The sequence below is a fragment of the Vitiosangium sp. GDMCC 1.1324 genome, from assembly GCF_003044305.1.
Lineage (GTDB): Bacteria > Myxococcota > Myxococcia > Myxococcales > Myxococcaceae > Archangium.
Map to the genome: position 1 here is coordinate 119418 of NZ_PZOX01000023.1, position 15573 is coordinate 134990.

15 protein-coding genes are annotated in these 15573 nt (G+C 69.0%); 5 read left to right on the top strand and 10 right to left on the bottom strand.

Annotation, left to right across the window (positions count from 1 at the left end):
• The gene (hutU, locus tag DAT35_RS45350) at positions 1–1656 is read right to left on the bottom strand and encodes a urocanate hydratase (protein WP_108075575.1); all 1656 of its coding nucleotides are present in this window, start codon (positions 1654–1656) and stop codon (positions 1–3) included.
• Between the two features lie 185 nt (positions 1657–1841).
• Between hutU and argG the strand changes: the two genes are divergently transcribed.
• Positions 1842–3188 carry an argininosuccinate synthase gene (gene argG, locus DAT35_RS45355; RefSeq protein WP_108075655.1) on the top strand — a complete coding sequence of 449 codons (1347 nt, stop codon included), beginning with the start codon at positions 1842–1844 and terminating at the stop codon, positions 3186–3188.
• Positions 3189–3269: 81 nt separating this feature from the next.
• On the opposite strand, the gene DAT35_RS45360 is transcribed toward argG, so the two are convergent.
• Positions 3270–4655: an MBL fold metallo-hydrolase gene (locus tag DAT35_RS45360; RefSeq protein WP_108075656.1), complete on the bottom strand. Its 1386-nt coding sequence runs from the start codon at positions 4653–4655 to the stop codon at positions 3270–3272.
• 118 nt (positions 4656–4773) lie between these two features.
• Here DAT35_RS45360 and DAT35_RS45365 point away from each other — a divergent pair, with 118 nt between their 5' ends.
• Positions 4774–5097 (top strand): hypothetical protein, encoded by a 324-nt coding sequence (locus DAT35_RS45365; protein WP_108075576.1) that lies wholly within the window; start codon positions 4774–4776, stop codon positions 5095–5097.
• 30 nt (positions 5098–5127) lie between these two features.
• On the opposite strand, the gene DAT35_RS45370 is transcribed toward DAT35_RS45365, so the two are convergent.
• The 8 genes from DAT35_RS45370 to ccmA all read right to left on the bottom strand — a co-directional run bounded on the left by DAT35_RS45370 (position 5128) and on the right by ccmA (position 11733).
• Positions 5128–6258, bottom strand: a complete 1131-nt coding sequence (locus DAT35_RS45370; protein ID WP_108075577.1) for a hypothetical protein — start codon at positions 6256–6258, stop codon at positions 5128–5130.
• A gap of 66 nt (positions 6259–6324) precedes the next feature.
• Complete coding sequence (locus tag DAT35_RS45375) at positions 6325–6864, bottom strand: redoxin domain-containing protein (RefSeq protein ID WP_108075578.1); 540 nt, start codon at positions 6862–6864, stop codon at positions 6325–6327.
• On the bottom strand, positions 6861–8882 hold the full coding sequence (locus DAT35_RS45380; RefSeq protein ID WP_108075579.1) for a heme lyase CcmF/NrfE family subunit: 2022 nt from the start codon (positions 8880–8882) through the stop codon (positions 6861–6863). The genes DAT35_RS45375 and DAT35_RS45380 overlap by 4 nt, the downstream gene beginning before the upstream one ends.
• Positions 8879–9370 carry a cytochrome c maturation protein CcmE gene (locus DAT35_RS45385; protein WP_108075580.1) on the bottom strand — a complete coding sequence of 164 codons (492 nt, stop codon included), beginning with the start codon at positions 9368–9370 and terminating at the stop codon, positions 8879–8881. Before DAT35_RS45385 ends, DAT35_RS45380 begins: the two co-directional genes overlap by 4 nt.
• A gap of 3 nt (positions 9371–9373) precedes the next feature.
• Positions 9374–9544, bottom strand: a complete 171-nt coding sequence (locus DAT35_RS60220; protein WP_199243198.1) for a hypothetical protein — start codon at positions 9542–9544, stop codon at positions 9374–9376.
• Positions 9544–10359, bottom strand: a complete 816-nt coding sequence (ccsA, locus tag DAT35_RS45390) for a cytochrome c biogenesis protein CcsA (protein WP_108075581.1) — start codon at positions 10357–10359, stop codon at positions 9544–9546. The genes DAT35_RS60220 and ccsA overlap by 1 nt, the downstream gene beginning before the upstream one ends.
• 16 nt (positions 10360–10375) lie before the next feature.
• Positions 10376–11071, bottom strand: a complete 696-nt coding sequence (locus DAT35_RS45395) for a heme exporter protein CcmB (protein ID WP_108075582.1) — start codon at positions 11069–11071, stop codon at positions 10376–10378.
• Positions 11068–11733, bottom strand: coding sequence for a heme ABC exporter ATP-binding protein CcmA (gene ccmA, locus DAT35_RS45400; protein ID WP_108075583.1), 666 nt, complete (start codon positions 11731–11733; stop codon positions 11068–11070). Before ccmA ends, DAT35_RS45395 begins: the two co-directional genes overlap by 4 nt.
• Before the next feature lie 549 nt (positions 11734–12282).
• Here ccmA and DAT35_RS45405 point away from each other — a divergent pair.
• The 3 genes from DAT35_RS45405 (at position 12283) to DAT35_RS45415 (ending at position 15557) form a co-directional block, all read left to right on the top strand.
• A complete protein-coding gene (locus DAT35_RS45405; RefSeq protein ID WP_108075657.1) occupies positions 12283–13380 on the top strand; it encodes a polysaccharide deacetylase family protein in 1098 nt (365 codons plus the stop codon).
• A gap of 20 nt (positions 13381–13400) precedes the next feature.
• Complete coding sequence (locus DAT35_RS45410) at positions 13401–14924, top strand: lipopolysaccharide biosynthesis protein (RefSeq protein WP_108075658.1); 1524 nt, start codon at positions 13401–13403, stop codon at positions 14922–14924.
• 99 nt (positions 14925–15023) lie between these two features.
• Positions 15024–15557 (top strand): serine O-acetyltransferase, encoded by a 534-nt coding sequence (locus DAT35_RS45415; RefSeq protein ID WP_108075584.1) that lies wholly within the window; start codon positions 15024–15026, stop codon positions 15555–15557.
• Positions 15558–15573 lie beyond the last annotated feature (16 nt).

Sequence of the window (15573 nt, forward strand, 5' to 3'; positions counted from 1 at the left end):
TCACTCGGTGATGCCAGGGATGCGCACGCCGCGGGTCCGGGCGACCTCGACGGCCTCGGGGTAGCCCGCGTCGGCATGGCGCAGCACGCCCATGCCCGGGTCCGAGGTGAGCACACGCTCGATGCGGCGCGCGGCCTCGGCGGTGCCGTCGGCGACGATCACCTGGCCCGAGTGCAGTGAGTAGCCCATGCCCACGCCGCCGCCATGGTGGAAGGACACCCAGGAGGCGCCGTTCACCGCGTTCACCAGCGCGTTGAGGATGGGCCAGTCGGCCACCGCGTCCGTGCCGTCCTTCATGGCCTCCGTCTCGCGGTTGGGCGAGGCCACCGAGCCGCAGTCCAGGTGATCGCGTCCGATGACGATGGGGGCCTTCACCTCGCCCTTGCGCACCATCTCGTTGAAGCGCAGGCCGGCCTTGGCGCGCTCGCCGTAGCCCAGCCAGCAGATGCGCGCGGGCAGCCCCTGGAAGGCCACGCGCTGCTGCGCCATCTTGATCCACCGGCGCAGCGACTCCTTCTGCGGGAAGAGCTCCAGCACCGCCTCGTCCGTGCGGCGGATGTCCTCGGGGTCTCCCGAGAGCGCCACCCAGCGGAAGGGCCCGAGCCCCTCGCAGAACATGGGGCGGATGTAGGCCGGCACGAAGCCGGGGAAGTCGAAGGCGTTCTCGAGTCCCGCGAGCTGGGCCTGGGCGCGGATGTTGTTGCCGTAGTCGAAGACGTGGCTGCCGGCACGGGCGAAGTCGAGCATCGCCTCCACCTGCATGGCCATCGACTTCTGGGCCTTCTCGACGTAGCCCTTGGGGTCGCGCTTGCGCAGCTCGGCCGCGGCCTCGAGCGACAGGTCCGCGGGGATGTAGCCGTTGAGCGGATCATGGGCGCTCGTCTGGTCGGTGACGAGGTCCGGTTTGATGCCCCGGCGGTACAGCTCGCGGTACACCTGGGCGGCGTTGCCGATGATGCCGATGGAGCGGCCGATGCGCTTGGCCTGGGCCTCCTTCGCCAGGGCGATGGCCTCGTCGAGGTCCTTGGCGACGACGTCCAGGTAGCGCGTCTCCACGCGGCGCCGGGCGCGGTGGGGATCGATCTCCACGCCGAGGAAGACGGCGTTGTTCATGGTGGCGGCCAGGGGCTGGGCGCCGCCCATGCCGCCGAGGCCGCCGGAGAGGACGAGCCGGCCGGAGAGATCATCCGAGCCGAAGTGGACGCGGCCGGCCTGGGCGAAGGTCTCGTAGGTACCCTGGAGGATTCCCTGGGTGCCGATGTAGATCCACGAGCCGGCCGTCATCTGGCCGTACATCATCAGGCCCTTCTTCTCGAGCTCGAAGAAGTGGTCCCAGGTGGCCCAGCGGCCGACGAGGTTGGAGTTGGCGATGAGGACGCGGGGCGCGTCCGGGTGGGTGCGGAGGATGCCCACGGGCTTGCCGGACTGGACCAGGAGCGTCTCCTCGTCGGTGATCCGGCGCAGGCTGTCGACGATGCGATCGAAGGACGGCCAGTCACGGGCGGCCTTGCCGATGCCGCCGTAGACGACGAGATCCTCGGGGCGCTCGGCCACATCCGGATCCAGGTTGTTCATCAACATCCGGAGGGCGGCTTCCTGGACCCAACCCTTGCAGGACAGGGCCGTTCCTCGGGGGGCACGAATAGTGCGGGACATGTGTCTCCTCGGGGGTACTTGCGCCGCGCCGACACTAGCCGAAGCGGGGGGGGGTTGCGCGCCCGAGTTGAAAGGTTCCCACGACAGGAGACGGAATGCCGGTCATCAGCCAGGGCACTACCCACCCGGTCAGCGAGCGCGCGGCATGGTCTTCACGTCCACTCCGTGCTACCACGCACCGCGCCATGAGCCGCATCTACCGTTCACTTCCCCCCGCTGGTACCCGGATTGGTCTCGCTTTCTCGGGTGGTCTCGATACCCGCGCCGCCGTGGCGTGGATGTCACGCAAGGGCCTCGACGTGTACGCCTACACCGCCGACCTCGCCCAGCCCGATGAGAAGAACCCCGCCGACATCCCTCCCGTCGCCACCCAGCACGGCGCGAAGCAGGCCCGGCTCGTGGACTGCCGTGAGGCCATGGTGCGCGAGGGGCTCGTCGCCATCCAGTGCGGCGCCTTCCACCTGTCCGTGGGCGGCAAGAAGTACTTCAACACCACGCCGCTCGGCCGCGCCGTCACCACCACCGCCATCGTCCGCGCCATGCGCGAGGATGACGTGCACGTCTTCGGCGATGGCAGCACGCACAAGGGCAACGACATCCAGCGGTTCTACCGCTACGGCATCCTCGTCAACCCGGAGCTGCGCATCTACAAGCCCTGGTTGGATCAGGAGTTCGTCAACGCCTTCGGCGGCCGCAAGGAGATGAGCGAGTACCTGGTCTCCATCGGGCTGTCCTACAAGATGGGCACCGAGAAGGCCTACTCCACCGACGCCAACGTGCTCGGCGCCACGCACGAGGCCAAGGACCTGGAGCACCTCGACAAGGGCATGAACATCGTGGAGCCCATCATGGGCGTGGCCCACTGGCGCCCCGAGGTGGACATCCGCCCCGAGCGCGTCACCGTGGAGTTCGCCCAGGGCCTGCCCGTGTCCCTCAACGGCAAGCGCTTCCCCTCGCTCTACGAGCTCTTCCTCGAGTGCAACCGCATCGGCGGGCGGCACGGCCTGGGCATGAGCGACCAGATCGAGAACCGCGTCATCGACGCCAAGAGCCGCGGCATCTACGAGGCCCCGGGCATGGCGCTGCTGCACATCGTCTACGAGCGCCTGCTGTCCTCCATCCACAACGAGTCCACCAGCGACCTCTACTTCACCCTGGGCCGCCGGCTCGGCCGCTTCCTCTACGAGGGCAAGTGGTTCGACCCCGAGGCCCTGCTGCTCAAGGACTCGCTCACCCGGTGGGTGGCCCCCAGCATCACCGGCAGCGTCACCCTGGAGCTGCGCCGCGGCGATGACTACACGCTGCTCGACACCCAGGCCGAGCACATGGCCTACGACCCGAGCAAGCTCTCCATGGAGAAGGTCGCCAGCGCCTTCACCCCGGAGGACCGCATCGGCGCCCTGGAGATGCAGAACCTCTCCGTGGGCGACAACCGCGGCCTGCTGCTGCACCACCTCTCCAGCGTCCGCCGCCTCTCCGAGGGCACCGGCACTGGCCTCGCTCAACTGCTGGGTGACGGCGAGGAGGAGTGAAGTCCTCCGGCTCCTGGAACACCCGCTGACGCCGCTCTCTGGCGCCGAGCTCGAGGCTCGGCGCCGTGCGGCCTCCCGGGCCTACTCCGCCAGCTCCACCGTCTCCAGGTACTCGGGGATATAGGCCGGCCAGCCGCGCGCCTCCACCCGGCCCTGGAGCGCCTTCAACGCCGAGGGCTCCCCGTGGACGAGCAGCGTCTGCCGCGGGGGAGCCTCGAAGCCGTCCATCCAGCGCAGCGTCTCCGTCCAGTCCGCGTGCGCCGAGAAGCCGCTCACCGTGCGGATCTCCGCCTCCACCGGCACCATCTGCCCGTGGATCTTCACTTCCTTCTCGCCGTCCAGCATGCGCCGGCCGCGAGAGCCCTCGGACTGGTAGCCCACGAAGAGCACCGTGTTGCGCGGGTCCGGCAGCCGGTACTTCAGGTGGTGGAGGATCCGGCCTCCGGTGGCCATGCCCGAGGCGGAGATGATGATGCCCGGGCCCTCGACCTGGTTGAGCTTCCTGCTCTCCTGCGGCGAGGTGATGAAGCGCGTGCGCTTCGTGGCCAGCGGGGACTCGCCGCGCCCCACGATGGCGGACATGTCCAGGTCGTGGTCCTCCGCGTGCGCCAGGTAGATGGGCGTGGCGTCGCACGCCATGGGCGAGTCCACGTAGACATCCAGCTCCGGGATGCGCCGCTCCCGCTCCAGGTTGCCCAGGTGGTAGAGCAGCTCCTGGGTGCGGCCCACGGAGAAGGCGGGGATGACGACCATGCCCTTGCGCTCGGTGGCGCGCAGCACGGCCTCGCACAGCGCGTCCACGGGCCGTTTGTCCCCGTGCTCGCGGTCTCCATAGGTGCTCTCCACGATGAGCGTGGTGGCCGAGCGCACCGTCTGGGGATCCCTCAGGATGGGGGCGTGGTAGCGGCCCAGGTCTCCGCTGAACACCACGCGCTGGTTGGTGCTCTCCAGGTGGAACACGCACACCGCCGAGCCGAGGATGTGGCCCGCCCGGTAGAAGGTGAGGGTGATGCCGGGGAGGATCTCCCGGGTGTGCTCATAGCCGAAGGTCTTGAAGAGCTTCAGCGCGCGCTCCGCGTCCTCCACCGAGTAGAGGGGCAGGGCGGGGTGGTGCTTGGAGAAGCCCTCCTTGTTGGCGTAGCGGGCCTCTTCCTCCTGGAGGTGCGCCGAGTCCGGGAGCAGCAGCGCGGACAGATCCCGCGTGCCGGACGTGCAGTAGACGGGCCCGTGAAAGCCGTCGCGCACCACGCGGGGCAGGCCGCCCGTGTGATCGATGTGGGCGTGCGTGAGGACGATGGCGTCGAGGCTCCGCGGAGGAACGGGCAGGGCCCGCCAGTTGCGCTGGCGCAGCTCCTTGCGGCCCTGGAAGAGGCCGCAATCGACGAGCACCCGCCTGCCCTGGTGTTCGAGGAGGAACTTGGAACCGGTGACGGTTCCCGCAGCACCGAGGAACTGGATGGAGGCCATGCCCGGCACTCTACCCCAGCCGCTTCCCTGCGGTGGCGGGGCCTCCTATCCTCTCCACGTCGGGGCACGTGGGCCCCAGGCTCCACGGGAACCGTTTCAGCAGGAGGAGAGGCGAGCCATGAACCGGAAGAGGAATACTTCGTGGTGGTGTGCGGCGGTGGTCGGCGGGTTGCTGCTGGCGCTGCCAGCGGCGGCGGCGGGGAAAAAGTCTCCGGAAGAGAAGTCTCCGGAGAGAGCCGCCCAGAAGTGCCAGTTCGACTGTCAGTCGAAGGCCAACACGGCGGCGGAGGCGTGCTTCACGGCCTGCCCGAAGTCGGACGACCCGAACAAGAAGGAGGCCACCCAGAAGTGCATCAGCGGCTGCTCGGAGAAGTTCAAGTCCGCGATGGCGTCGTGCGAGAAGAGCTGCCCGCAGCCGAAGAAGGCGCAGGAGCTCCACTAGGCGCGCTCAGCGGAAGCGTGGGCCTCGCGCTCACGCTTGCCGCGAGAAGGCCCCATACACCGAGGCGAAGCCCGCGGCGGCCAGTCCCGCCAGGAAGAGCAGGGGGCCAGGCAGCAGCCGGCCGTGCACGAGCGTCCAGACGAGGCCGAGCACCACCACCGCGATGGGCGAGAAGCGCAACCAGTCCGGCCGTGGCACCTCCGGGCGCAGTGCCATCAATCCCAGCACCGCCAGCAGCAGCATCTCCATGGCCACGGAGCAGGGCTGATCCCAGCCCTTGTCGTAGGACTCCTCGAACAGGCTGTAGACGACGTCGTCCGAGGGGCGCGGCGCGTCCACCACGTGCAGCTCCGGCGGCGCCATGGGCACCGGGCCCGTGCTTCGCGCCGGGGTCGTCGCCACCGGCATCCAGGTGAGGAACAGCGTCGTCAGGCACAGCGCCACGCCCCCGAGCCCCACCGGGGCCAGCCCTCGCACGAGCTGGCGCGGCTCGAAGAGGCGGCTCCACCCGTCCTCACCCGCGTACACTTTGCGGTACTGGTCGAACCCGATCAGCGCCGCGCCTCCCAGCCACAGCACGGGCGTGAGGCCGATGCCGAGCATCCGGATCGCCAGCCCCACCAGCATGACCGCGTACAGCGCTGGCACCGCCGGGCGCAGCAGGGTGTCCGGCACCCAGTCCACCAGCGGGTGCTTCACGCTGGCCGCGCGCAGCTCTCGCGCCGTCACCAGCCACCCACCCGCGAACACCACCGACGACCAGAAGGGTCCCACTCCCGCGAAGAAGGGCAGGATGGAGAGCACCAGCGCCACCGCCAGCAGCCCCACGCCCAGCACGCTCGGCGAGTGTCCCGGCACATGCGCCAGCCACACAGGTCCGTCGTAGGGAGGCGACGCGGGCTTGCCTGGATCCGTGCTCTCGTCCGCGTCTCGGGCGGATACCACCGGACGCGGGTCGGGCACCGTGTCGTCGCCCGGGTCCGGCGCGGAGACCGCTCGGGCGGCTCCGGTGCTTCGCGTCCGCCCCGAGGTCTGGATGGCGGCTCGGGTGCCGGTCCGGCGGATCGCTCCAGGAGGGGGCGTGGGCATCTTCGCCCCACAGTTCTCGCAGTAGCGCAGGGTGTGATCCTTCGCTAGCTCTCCGCACTCCTTGCACTGCATGGGATACGGCCTCCGGCTTCCGGGCGCTGGGGGGGCGCCGCGCGGAGTATACTGGATTTGCGGCGACTACTGCTTCGCGGTGGGGCCGCTCGTGGACAGCTCCTTCATCCAGTTCGCGAGCGTCTGCGGATCAATCGGACCCACATGCTTGCCCCGGATGATGCCCTGCGCGTCGATGAAGTACGTCTCCGGCACGCCGGCCACCCCGTAGTCCACCGCTACCCGCGAGTGCGGATCCACCAATTGCGGGAAGCTCGCCCCCATCTGCGACAGGAACTGCCGCGCGTTGTCCTCGGTGTCCTCGAAGACGATGCCCATGAACTGCGCCTGGTTGCCGAACTCGCGCGAGCCCCACTCGAGTACCGGGTGCTCCATCTTGCAGGGCCCGCACCAGGACGCCCAGAAGTTGATGACCACGGGCTTGCCCTTGAGCTCTTGCAGGCTCACCCGCATCCCGCTGTCCAGCGCGCGCAGCGTGAAGGGCGTGGCCGGCTGGCCCTTCAGCATGAAGGGCACCGCATGCGGGTCGCTGCCGAAGCCCTTGTAGAGCACGCCCAGCAGGCCCAGGCACAGGATGATGAAGCTGATCGTGACGCGCCAGTTCATGCCGCACCCTGGTTCATCTCACCACCCGCCTCGGGAGGAGCACCCGCCGGCGTCTGAGCCTCCGCCACCGCGCGGGCCCGCCGCGCCGGCCACAGGGCGATCAGCGTCCCGAGCACCAGGATGGGGATGCTCCACCAGATCCACCCCACCAGCGGGAAGACCCAGGCGTTGAAGCTCGCGGTACCCCGCTCCTCGGAGAAGGCCATCAGCGACAGGTACAGGTCCTCCTTCGCCGTCGAGCCCACCGCCGGCGTGCCTATCGGATCCGTCATGCGCTCGTAGTAGTTCATCCGGGGCGCCAGCTCGCTGACCGTCCCGTTCGGTGCCGTCACCTCCACCTTCGTGGCCACGTAGGCGCGGTGCGGCTCCTGGCCGCTGGTGAGCCCCAGGTACTTCACCTGGTAGTTGCCCACCTTCATCGACTCGCCGACGCGCACCGTGCCCGTGGTGTGCGTCACGTACGCCTGCGACGCCCCCACTGCCACGAGGATCATCACGATCCCCAGGTGCACGATGTAGCCGCCGAAGCGCCGCCGCGCCTTGGTGGCACTGCCCACGAGCGCCGTGACGAAGCCCTCCTTGCGCTCGCTCATGCGCACCTTCACCGGCAGCGCCAGCTCGCGCAGGGTGATGACGGTGACGAAGCCCGCCAACCCGAAGGTGAGCAGCGGGTAGAAGCCCCTCAGGCCGCCCGCCAGGCACGCGCCCACCACCGCCACGCCCACCGCCGCCGGAATCCAGAAGCGATCGCGCACCGTCTTCGGATCCGAGCTGCCCCAGGGCAGCATCGGGCCCACGCCCATCAGGAACAGCACCATGATGCCGCCGGGCACCGCCATCTTGTTGAAGTACGGCTCGCCCACGCTCACCCGGATGCCGCGCACGGCCTCGGAGATGAGCGGGTAGAGCGTGCCCAGCAGCACCGTGAAGGTGATGGCCACGAACACCAGGTTGTTCACCAGGATGGTGGCCTCGCGCGACAGCATCGTCTTGATGTTGCTCTCGGCCACCAGCAGGTGGCCGCGCGTGGCCAAGAGTCCGATGGACACGAACAGCAGCACGGCGATGAACACCAGGAACGTGGGCCCGATGTCCGACTGCGTGAAGCTGTGCACCGAGTTGAAGATGCCGCTGCGGGTCATGAACGTGCCCAGCACCGTCAGCACGAAGCTGGAGAGCACCAGGCTCAGCGTCCACAGCTTGAGCATCTTCTTGCGCTCGTGCACCAGCGTGGAGTGCATGAACGCGGTGGACGTCAGCCACGGCAGGAAGGACGCGTTCTCCACCGGATCCCACGCCCAGTAGCCGCCCCACCCGAGCACCGCGTACGCCCACCACGCGCCCAGGATGATGCCCACGGACAGGAACATCCACGCGAACAGCGTCCAGCGCCGCAGCGGCGCCATCCACGCGTCACCCATCTCCCCGCGCAGCAGCGCGGCCACGCCGATGCCGAAGGGCACCGTCATGCCCACGTAGCCCAGGTAGAGCATGGGCGGGTGGATGACCATCAGGTAGTGGTTCTGCAGCAGCGCGTTGGGTCCCGGGCCGTCCGTCGGCGCCGGAGACAGCGTGTGGAAGGGGTTGGCCGGCCCGGCGATCAGGAAGGCGAAGAAGACGCCCACCGCCAGCATCGTGCCCAGCGCCAGGGACATGTAGCGCGCGTGCTCGCGCCGGTGCACCAGCGCGAACGCCAGCACGTAGCTGCCCATGATGAGGCCCCAGAAAAGGATGGAGCCCTCGAGCGCGCTCCACAGCGAGACGATCTTGAAGATCGTCGGCGTGGCGCGGCTGCCCACCTGCGCCACGTACTGCACGCTGAAGTCGTTGGTGAGCAGCGCCCACTCCATCACCAGGTTGGCGCCGAGCATGCAGGCGAAGAAGCCGAACACGCAGCGCATCACCCAGGGGAAGGCCGCGTCGTTGCGGCGCATCCCGCTCACCAGGCCCACCAGCGCCCCGAAGCTCGCGAACGCGAGCCCGCCAAGCACCAGCGCGTTTCCGAGCGTCCCGTTCACTGGGCCCTCGCCGCGGCGGCCGTGGTGGCCTCCGCCTTCTGCATGTCCTCGAACATCTTCTTCACGTCGTCATCCGTCTTCGGCGCCCGGTACTCGTTGGAGTGGTTCACCATGAGCCGGCTGCCCTGGAACACCTGGGACTTGTCGAAGGTGCCCTCCACCACCACGCCGATGCGCTCGCGGAACATCTGCGGAGGCACCTCGCTGGTGCTCACCAGCACGTTGGCCGCGCCAGGGTGCTCGCTGTCCATGACGCGGAAGTGCAGGGTGGTGTGCTGCTCGTTCCACTGGATGCTGCCCGGCTGCACCTGCCCACCCAGGCGGATGGTGGGGCCATACGCCTTCTCACCCTGGGCGAGCATCTCCGAGGGCCGCCAGTAATAGACGAGGTTCTCACCGATGTTGCCGAAGGCCACCAGGGCCAGTCCGGCCCCGGCCACCAGCAGGGCCACCACGGCGATGACACGATTGCGCGTCTGCTGCGTCATGGCTCACTCCTTCGAGTCGTTCACGGCCTTGCCGGGTCGGCGCAGCCACAGGGACAGGGCATACAGCGAGAGCGACGCCCAGGCGATGCCGTAGGCGGCCCAGATGTACTCCCAACCACCCTGGATGCGGCCCACGCCCACCTGGGCGAGCAGTGTGTACGTGTGCGGGGACATCAGGCCACCTCCGAAGCGCGGTTGTCACGCGAGCCCGGTGCATCCGGGGGCAGCGCGTCCGGCATCGCCACCTCCGCCTCGCGCGTGGCGAGGGCGATCCGGTAGCGGTGCAGCAGGAAGAGGGTGAGGATGATCAGGAAGGCCCAGGCATTGACGCGCAGCGACAGCGCCATGTCCGGGTCCACCGTCTTGGGCGTCGACTGCACCTGGTGCAGGCTGCGCCACCACTTCACCGAGAACCAGACGATGGGCAGGTTCACGAAGGAGATGATGCCCACCACGGAGCTCCACACGGCGCGCTTCTCCGGATCCTCCACGAAGCGGCGCAGCGCCATGTAGGCCACGTACGTCACCAGCATGATGGCCATGGCCGTGAGCCGCGGATCCCAGTCCCAGTACGTGCCCCAGGTGGGCTTGCCCCAGATGGAGCCCAGCACCAGCCCGTAGGAGCCGAAGAGCAGGCCCACCTCGGCCGTGGCCTCCGCCAGCGCGTCCGTCTTCCAACTCGTGTGCAGCAGGTACGCCACGCACAGGCCGAAGTTCAGCGTCAGCGCGATCAGCGCCATCCACATGGCCGGCACGTGCACGTAGATGATGCGGTAGACGTCTCCCATCTCCCGCTCGGGCGGCGTCCACACCAGGGCCAGGTACGTGCCCACCGCGAGCAGCCCCAGCGCCGCCCCCGTCATCCCCACCAGCACCGGCGTGGCGTTGTACCGCGACCCCGGCGGCGCCCACTTCACGCCCAGCCGGATTCCCAGACCCACTGACGCCAGCGCCGCCACCGCCGAAATCACCTGCAGCACCGTGTTCATGACTCCGCTCCTGACCTCAATCCTCGATGACCCGGGGGAACAGGACGAATCCCAGCCCCCAATAAATCAGATTGAACCCGATGAGCAGCCCAAACCATGAGCCCAGCTGATTCATCGGGTCACCTTGCAACACGAGCGATGTCGCCTTCGCGGCGGCGAGCAGCGCGGGAATGATGAGCGGGAACAGCAACAGCGGGAGCAGCACGTCTCTTGCCCGCGCGTTGCTCGCGATGGCCGAATACACCGTGCCCGGTGCGCTGATGGCCATGCAGCCGAGTACCACCGTGGTGGCGAAAGGTCCCACCCCCATGGCCACGTTCACCCCGTAGAGGGCGACCATCACCGGAATCAGCAGGGCGCCGAGCATCACCAGCAGCAGGGTGTTGCCCAGGGCTTTGGACAGGAAGATGGCGCGCGCATCCGCCGGGGCCAGCCGCAGCCCGTCCAGGGTGAGGTTCTCCGTCTCCACCCGGAAGGACTCGCCCAGCGCGAGCACGCTGGCGAAGAGCAGCGCCAGCCACAGGTAGCCCCCCGCGTTGCGCGCCAGCAGCTTGGTGTCCGGGCCCACCGCGAAGGAGAAGAGCAGCAGCGTGGCCAGCGCGAAGAAGATGAGCGCGTTGAGCCGCGCCCGCGTGCGCCATTCGATCAGCAGATCCTTGGCCAGCAGCACCCCCACCGTCTTCAGCAGGGAGATGGGTCGCACCTTCCTCATGCCGCCACCGCCCGGCCTTCCTGCAGGTGCAGGCGCTCCTCGCACAGGGACAGGCCCTGGTCGATGAGGTGCGTGGCCAGCACCACGGTGACTCCCGCGTCCTTGAGCTCGCGGATGATCTTCTCCATGGCCTGGATGCCGGCGGGATCCAACTCGCCGAAGGGCTCGTCCAGCAGCGCCAGCGCGGGGGCCTTCATCAGCAGCCGGGCAATGGCCAGGCGCTTGCGCATACCCGCGGAGAACTGGCGCACCGGGCTGTCCGAGCGCTTCGTCAGCCCCACCTTGGTGAGCAGCTCCCCGGCCACGTCCGAGGGCGCGTCCATGCCGAGCAGCCGCGCCAGCACCACCAGGTTCTGGTGGGCGGTGAGGTCCTCGTAGAGGAAGCTCGCGTGGGACAGGAGGGCCACCTCGCGCCGCACCGTGTCACGCTGCGTGACACAGTCGTTGCCGCGCACCTCCACCCGGCCGTGGGTGGGGGAGAGCGCGGTGGCCACCAGCCGCAGCAAGGTCGTCTTGCCGGAGCCGTTGTGACCCGTGAGCAGCAGGGAGCGGCCCGCGGGGAGGGAGTAGCTCAGGCGCGCGAGTGCCCAGCGACGTCCATATCGCTTGCTGACATCGTGAAGGGCGAGCGCGGGGGGCTGCGGCGCGGCGGGGGCGTCCATCGGCGGGAGCGTTCGTAACTGGAAATTTCCCCACACTCCAGTGAAAGCACGCCCGTTCGCTTGGCCGGGAGCCTGGAGGCGGTGCCCCAGGACGAGGCCCGGACCCCCTGGCGTGGCGTGTCAGCGCCTCGAATGGGAAATCCCAGGGATGGAATGGGTCCTCGGGTGGGGGCCTCCCGGGGCCCCATCCTGGGGCGCTCCAGGGCGGGGACGGGAAGTTTTTTCAAGCCGGAGCCCCCGGGGCGGCCCGGAACGGGGCCCTGTCCTGGGCGGAACGGAAGATCTTTCAACCCGCTGACGCCTCGCTTGCACCGGACCTGTCCCGTGGACGTAGCGGTTGGGAACGGCGTTACCGTCAACAGTGCTTCGGCCTTCCAGGCATCCCCCCGCTGTGCGGATGGCACCCCTCATGCACACCTCCGAGTCCGGAGAAGTACGGGCGGCGGCGTCATCTGGGAGGAAGCAACGATGGACAGGCGGGGAGTGGTGCGACGGGCGATGAAATCCGCGGCGGCGGGGCTGCTGCATCACAGCGGCCTGCGCAGGGCGCTGGCGGCCTACAGGCGGCATCAGTCGGGAGGGCGCCGCCTGCTCATCGTCAGCTACCACCGCGTCGTGGAGGACTTCACGGGCGAGCTACAGCGCTCCATCCCGGGCCTCCTCATCTCGCAGAAGACCTTCCGCCGGCACCTGGAGGAGCTCTCCGCGGCCGGCTACGAGTTCGCTCCGCTCGGTGACGCACTGGACGTGATGGCCGGGCGCCGCACGGCGCGCAAGGACCTGTGCGTCGTCACCTTCGATGACGGCTACCGCGACGTGTACCGGTACGGCTATCCCGTGCTGAAGCAGATGGGCGTGCCGGCCATCACCTACCTGCCCGCGGCGCTCATCGGCACCCACAGGCGCTTCAACCACGACCGGCTCTTCCATTTGTTGCGGCGCGCACGGTCCCGGGGCTACCAGCCGCTGTTCGACGTGCTGCCCGCTCCCGCCATGGAGCTACTGGAGACGGTGCTCTCTGGGCGCACCCGGCTGTCCGCGGCGCTCGACGACTTCATCGGCAAGTACCCCTCCTCCACGCTCACGGAGACCCTCCAGGCGCTGGAGGAGCGGCTCGGCCCCGGCTCGGACCTGCTCCCCGAACAGGGGGACCTGATGGACTGGGACGAGGTGCGGCGCATGGTGAAGGACGGCTTCGACTTCGGCGCGCACACCCTGGGCCACGTGGTGCTGACGCACGAGCCGCTCGACGTGGTGGAGCGCGAGGTGCGCGAGTCCAAGGCCCTCATCGAGCGCGAGGCCGGCATCACCGTGCGCGACTTCGCCTACTGCAACGGCTGGTACTCGGACGACGTCATCCGCGTGCTGGTGCGCAACGGGTTCCGCTCGGCCGTCACCACCGAGGACATGCCCAACCTCATGGGGGGCGATCCGTTCACCCTCAAGCGCAAGGTGCTCTGGGAGAACTTCAGCGTGGGCCTGACGGGTGGCTACTCGCGCAGCCTCACCGTGTGCCAGCTCGACGACTGCTTCGGAACCCTCGGCATGCGCGAGCCCGTGCATGGCCGGCGCCCGCAGCAGATGGCGGCTTCGTCCTCGTCCAACGTCGCGCGTCCCACGGGGATCCCGGAGGAGGTGTCCTGGTGAACGGAAAGCCGGACACCGCTGTGCCCGCCGCACCCGTTGTCGCGCCCGCCTCCTCATTCCTGGGGAAGGCGGGCCCGTTGGTGCTCGCCCGGCTGTTCACCGCCGGGCTCACCCTGTCCATTCCACTCGTCCTGGCGCGGATGCTGAGCCTCGATGAGTATGGCACCTACTATCAGCTCTTCCTGATCGCCACGACGCTCTACTACGTGCTGCCCTTCGGGATCGTGCAGAGCCTCTACTACTTCCTGCCCCGCGCCGAGGAGAAGCGGCCCTGGCTGGGCCAGACGCTGCTCTTCATGACCGGGGTCGGCGTGGTTGCCGCGGGCATGGTGTGGGTGGTGCTCGGACCCGTGGCGCACCACTTCGACAACCCGGCGCTGCTCGCCCACCGTGGGACGCTCGCCGTCTACACCGCCTTCCTGATCGGCGCCTTCCCGCTGGAGATCTCCCTCACCAGCCAGGGCCGCACGAAGCACTCGGCGATCGCCTACCTGGTCTCGGACGTCCTGCGCGCTCTCTCCATGGTGGTGCCGTGCCTGCTCGGGTTTGGCCTGCGCGGGATGATGCTGGCGGTGGCGGGCTTCGCCTTCGTGCGCTACGTGGCCGCCTGGGTGGTGGTGCCTCGGGGCTCCTCCGGGCCGCTGCTGCGCGCGGGGCTGTGGCGCGAGCAGCTCGTCTACGCGGCTCCCTTTGGCGCGGCCATGGCGCTCGCCATCCCCCAGCAGAACGCCCACCTCTATATGGTGGCGAGCGCGGTGGCCCCGGCGCTCTACGCCCTGTACCGCGTGGGGTGCTTCCAGCTCCCGGTGGTGGATCTGCTCTACACGCCCACCAGCGAGGTCCTCATGGTGCGCCTGGGTGAGCTGGAGAATCAGGGCCGCATGGAGGAGGGTGTGGTGGCCTTCCGCGAGGCCGCGGGCAGGCTGGCCTACGTCTTCCTGCCCTTCGCCGCGTTCCTCTTCGCCGCGGCGCCCGAGTTCATCGGCGCACTCTTCGGCGCGAAGTTCCTGCCGGCCGTGCCCATCTTCCGGGTGAGCGTGCTGGGCGTGGTGCTCGCCATCCTTCCCATGGACGGCGTGCTGCGCGCCCGCGGGCACACGCGGGCCATCCTCCTGTCGTACCTGCTGAAGGCGGTGGTGACGGCACCGCTCGTGTGGTTCGGTGTCAAGCGGTTCGGGATGACGGGGGGTGTCGTGTCCTGGGCGGTGGCCGAGGTGGTGGGCAAGAGCGCGCTGCTCGTCCGCGTACCGGCGGCGCTGTCCACTCCCGAGCGGATGCTGCACATCCGGGACATCATCCCCTGGCGCGAGCTGGGCAAGGCGTCGCTCGCGGCCGTGGCCTCCGCGGTGGCTGTCTTCCTGCTGCGCGTCTGCACGGAGCACGCCTGGCGCGGTCTGCCCGAGGGCTTCGTCTGGAGGGTCCTGCCACTCGCGGTGGCGGGCCTGTTGTTCGTCACGGGGTATGTGGGCGTGCTTCACGCCACGGGGGTGAGACCGCTGAGCCTGCTCGTCAGCTTGCGCTCGCGTCGCGCGGGGGGCTCCTGATGGGACCTGCAGGTGGTGGACGGCAAGGGTCTGGGGGGACTCCCGCCCCGGAGGGCTGGTACCTAGCTTGGGGCTCCGTTCAACCAGGGGAGAGGCGTGATGGGCATCGATGCGATGACGTTGTACCGGCTGGGACGCAAGCTGTACCTCAGGGGCGTCCCGGTGTTGCCAGCCGTGCTGCGCAAGGCCATCCACTATCTGCATGGCTCGTACATCCCGGTCGAGGCGGAGATCGGCGAGGGCACGCAGCTGGGCTATGGCGGCATGGGCGTCGTCATCCACAAGGACGCGAGGATCGGCCGGCACTGCCTCATCTCCCACCAGGTGACGATTGGTGGACGCTCGGGGCTCAAGGATTTACCGGTGATCGGCGACTACGTGCGCATCGGCGCGGGCGCGAAGATCCTGGGCAACATCCAGATCGGTGACTTCGCCGTCATCGGCGCGAACGCCGTGGTGGTGAAGGACGTGGCCCCCGGCGCGGTGGTGGGCGGCATCCCGGCCCGGGAGATCCGCAAGGATCCGGATCCGCTCGCCACCTACGAGCGGGAGATGGGACTGCGCCCGCAGCCGGCGCGGCACCCCGAGGCGGTGAAGCCCATTCCATCGACGGTGTCGTCCGCCGCGCAGTAGCTAGCAGGAGGGCAGG

Bases quoted from the DNA above. Each gene is read 5' to 3' on its own strand.
- DAT35_RS60220 (WP_199243198.1), bottom strand. From the start codon at position 9,544: ATGTCCCCGCACACGTACACACTGCTCGCCCAGGTGGGCGTGGGCCGC.
- argG (WP_108075655.1), top strand. From the start codon at position 1,842: ATGAGCCGCATCTACCGTTCACTTCCCCCCGCTGGTACCCGGATTGGT.
- DAT35_RS45375 (WP_108075578.1), bottom strand. From the start codon at position 6,864: ATGAACTGGCGCGTCACGATCAGCTTCATCATCCTGTGCCTGGGCCTG.
- ccmA (WP_108075583.1), bottom strand. From the start codon at position 11,733: ATGGACGCCCCCGCCGCGCCGCAGCCCCCCGCGCTCGCCCTTCACGAT.
- DAT35_RS45395 (WP_108075582.1), bottom strand. From the start codon at position 11,071: ATGAGGAAGGTGCGACCCATCTCCCTGCTGAAGACGGTGGGGGTGCTG.
- DAT35_RS45365 (WP_108075576.1), top strand. From the start codon at position 4,774: ATGAACCGGAAGAGGAATACTTCGTGGTGGTGTGCGGCGGTGGTCGGC.
- hutU (WP_108075575.1), bottom strand. From the start codon at position 1,656: ATGTCCCGCACTATTCGTGCCCCCCGAGGAACGGCCCTGTCCTGCAAG.
- DAT35_RS45415 (WP_108075584.1), top strand. From the start codon at position 15,024: ATGGGCATCGATGCGATGACGTTGTACCGGCTGGGACGCAAGCTGTAC.
- DAT35_RS45385 (WP_108075580.1), bottom strand. From the start codon at position 9,370: ATGACGCAGCAGACGCGCAATCGTGTCATCGCCGTGGTGGCCCTGCTG.
- DAT35_RS45370 (WP_108075577.1), bottom strand. From the start codon at position 6,258: ATGCAGTGCAAGGAGTGCGGAGAGCTAGCGAAGGATCACACCCTGCGC.
- ccsA (WP_108075581.1), bottom strand. From the start codon at position 10,359: ATGAACACGGTGCTGCAGGTGATTTCGGCGGTGGCGGCGCTGGCGTCA.
- DAT35_RS45360 (WP_108075656.1), bottom strand. From the start codon at position 4,655: ATGGCCTCCATCCAGTTCCTCGGTGCTGCGGGAACCGTCACCGGTTCC.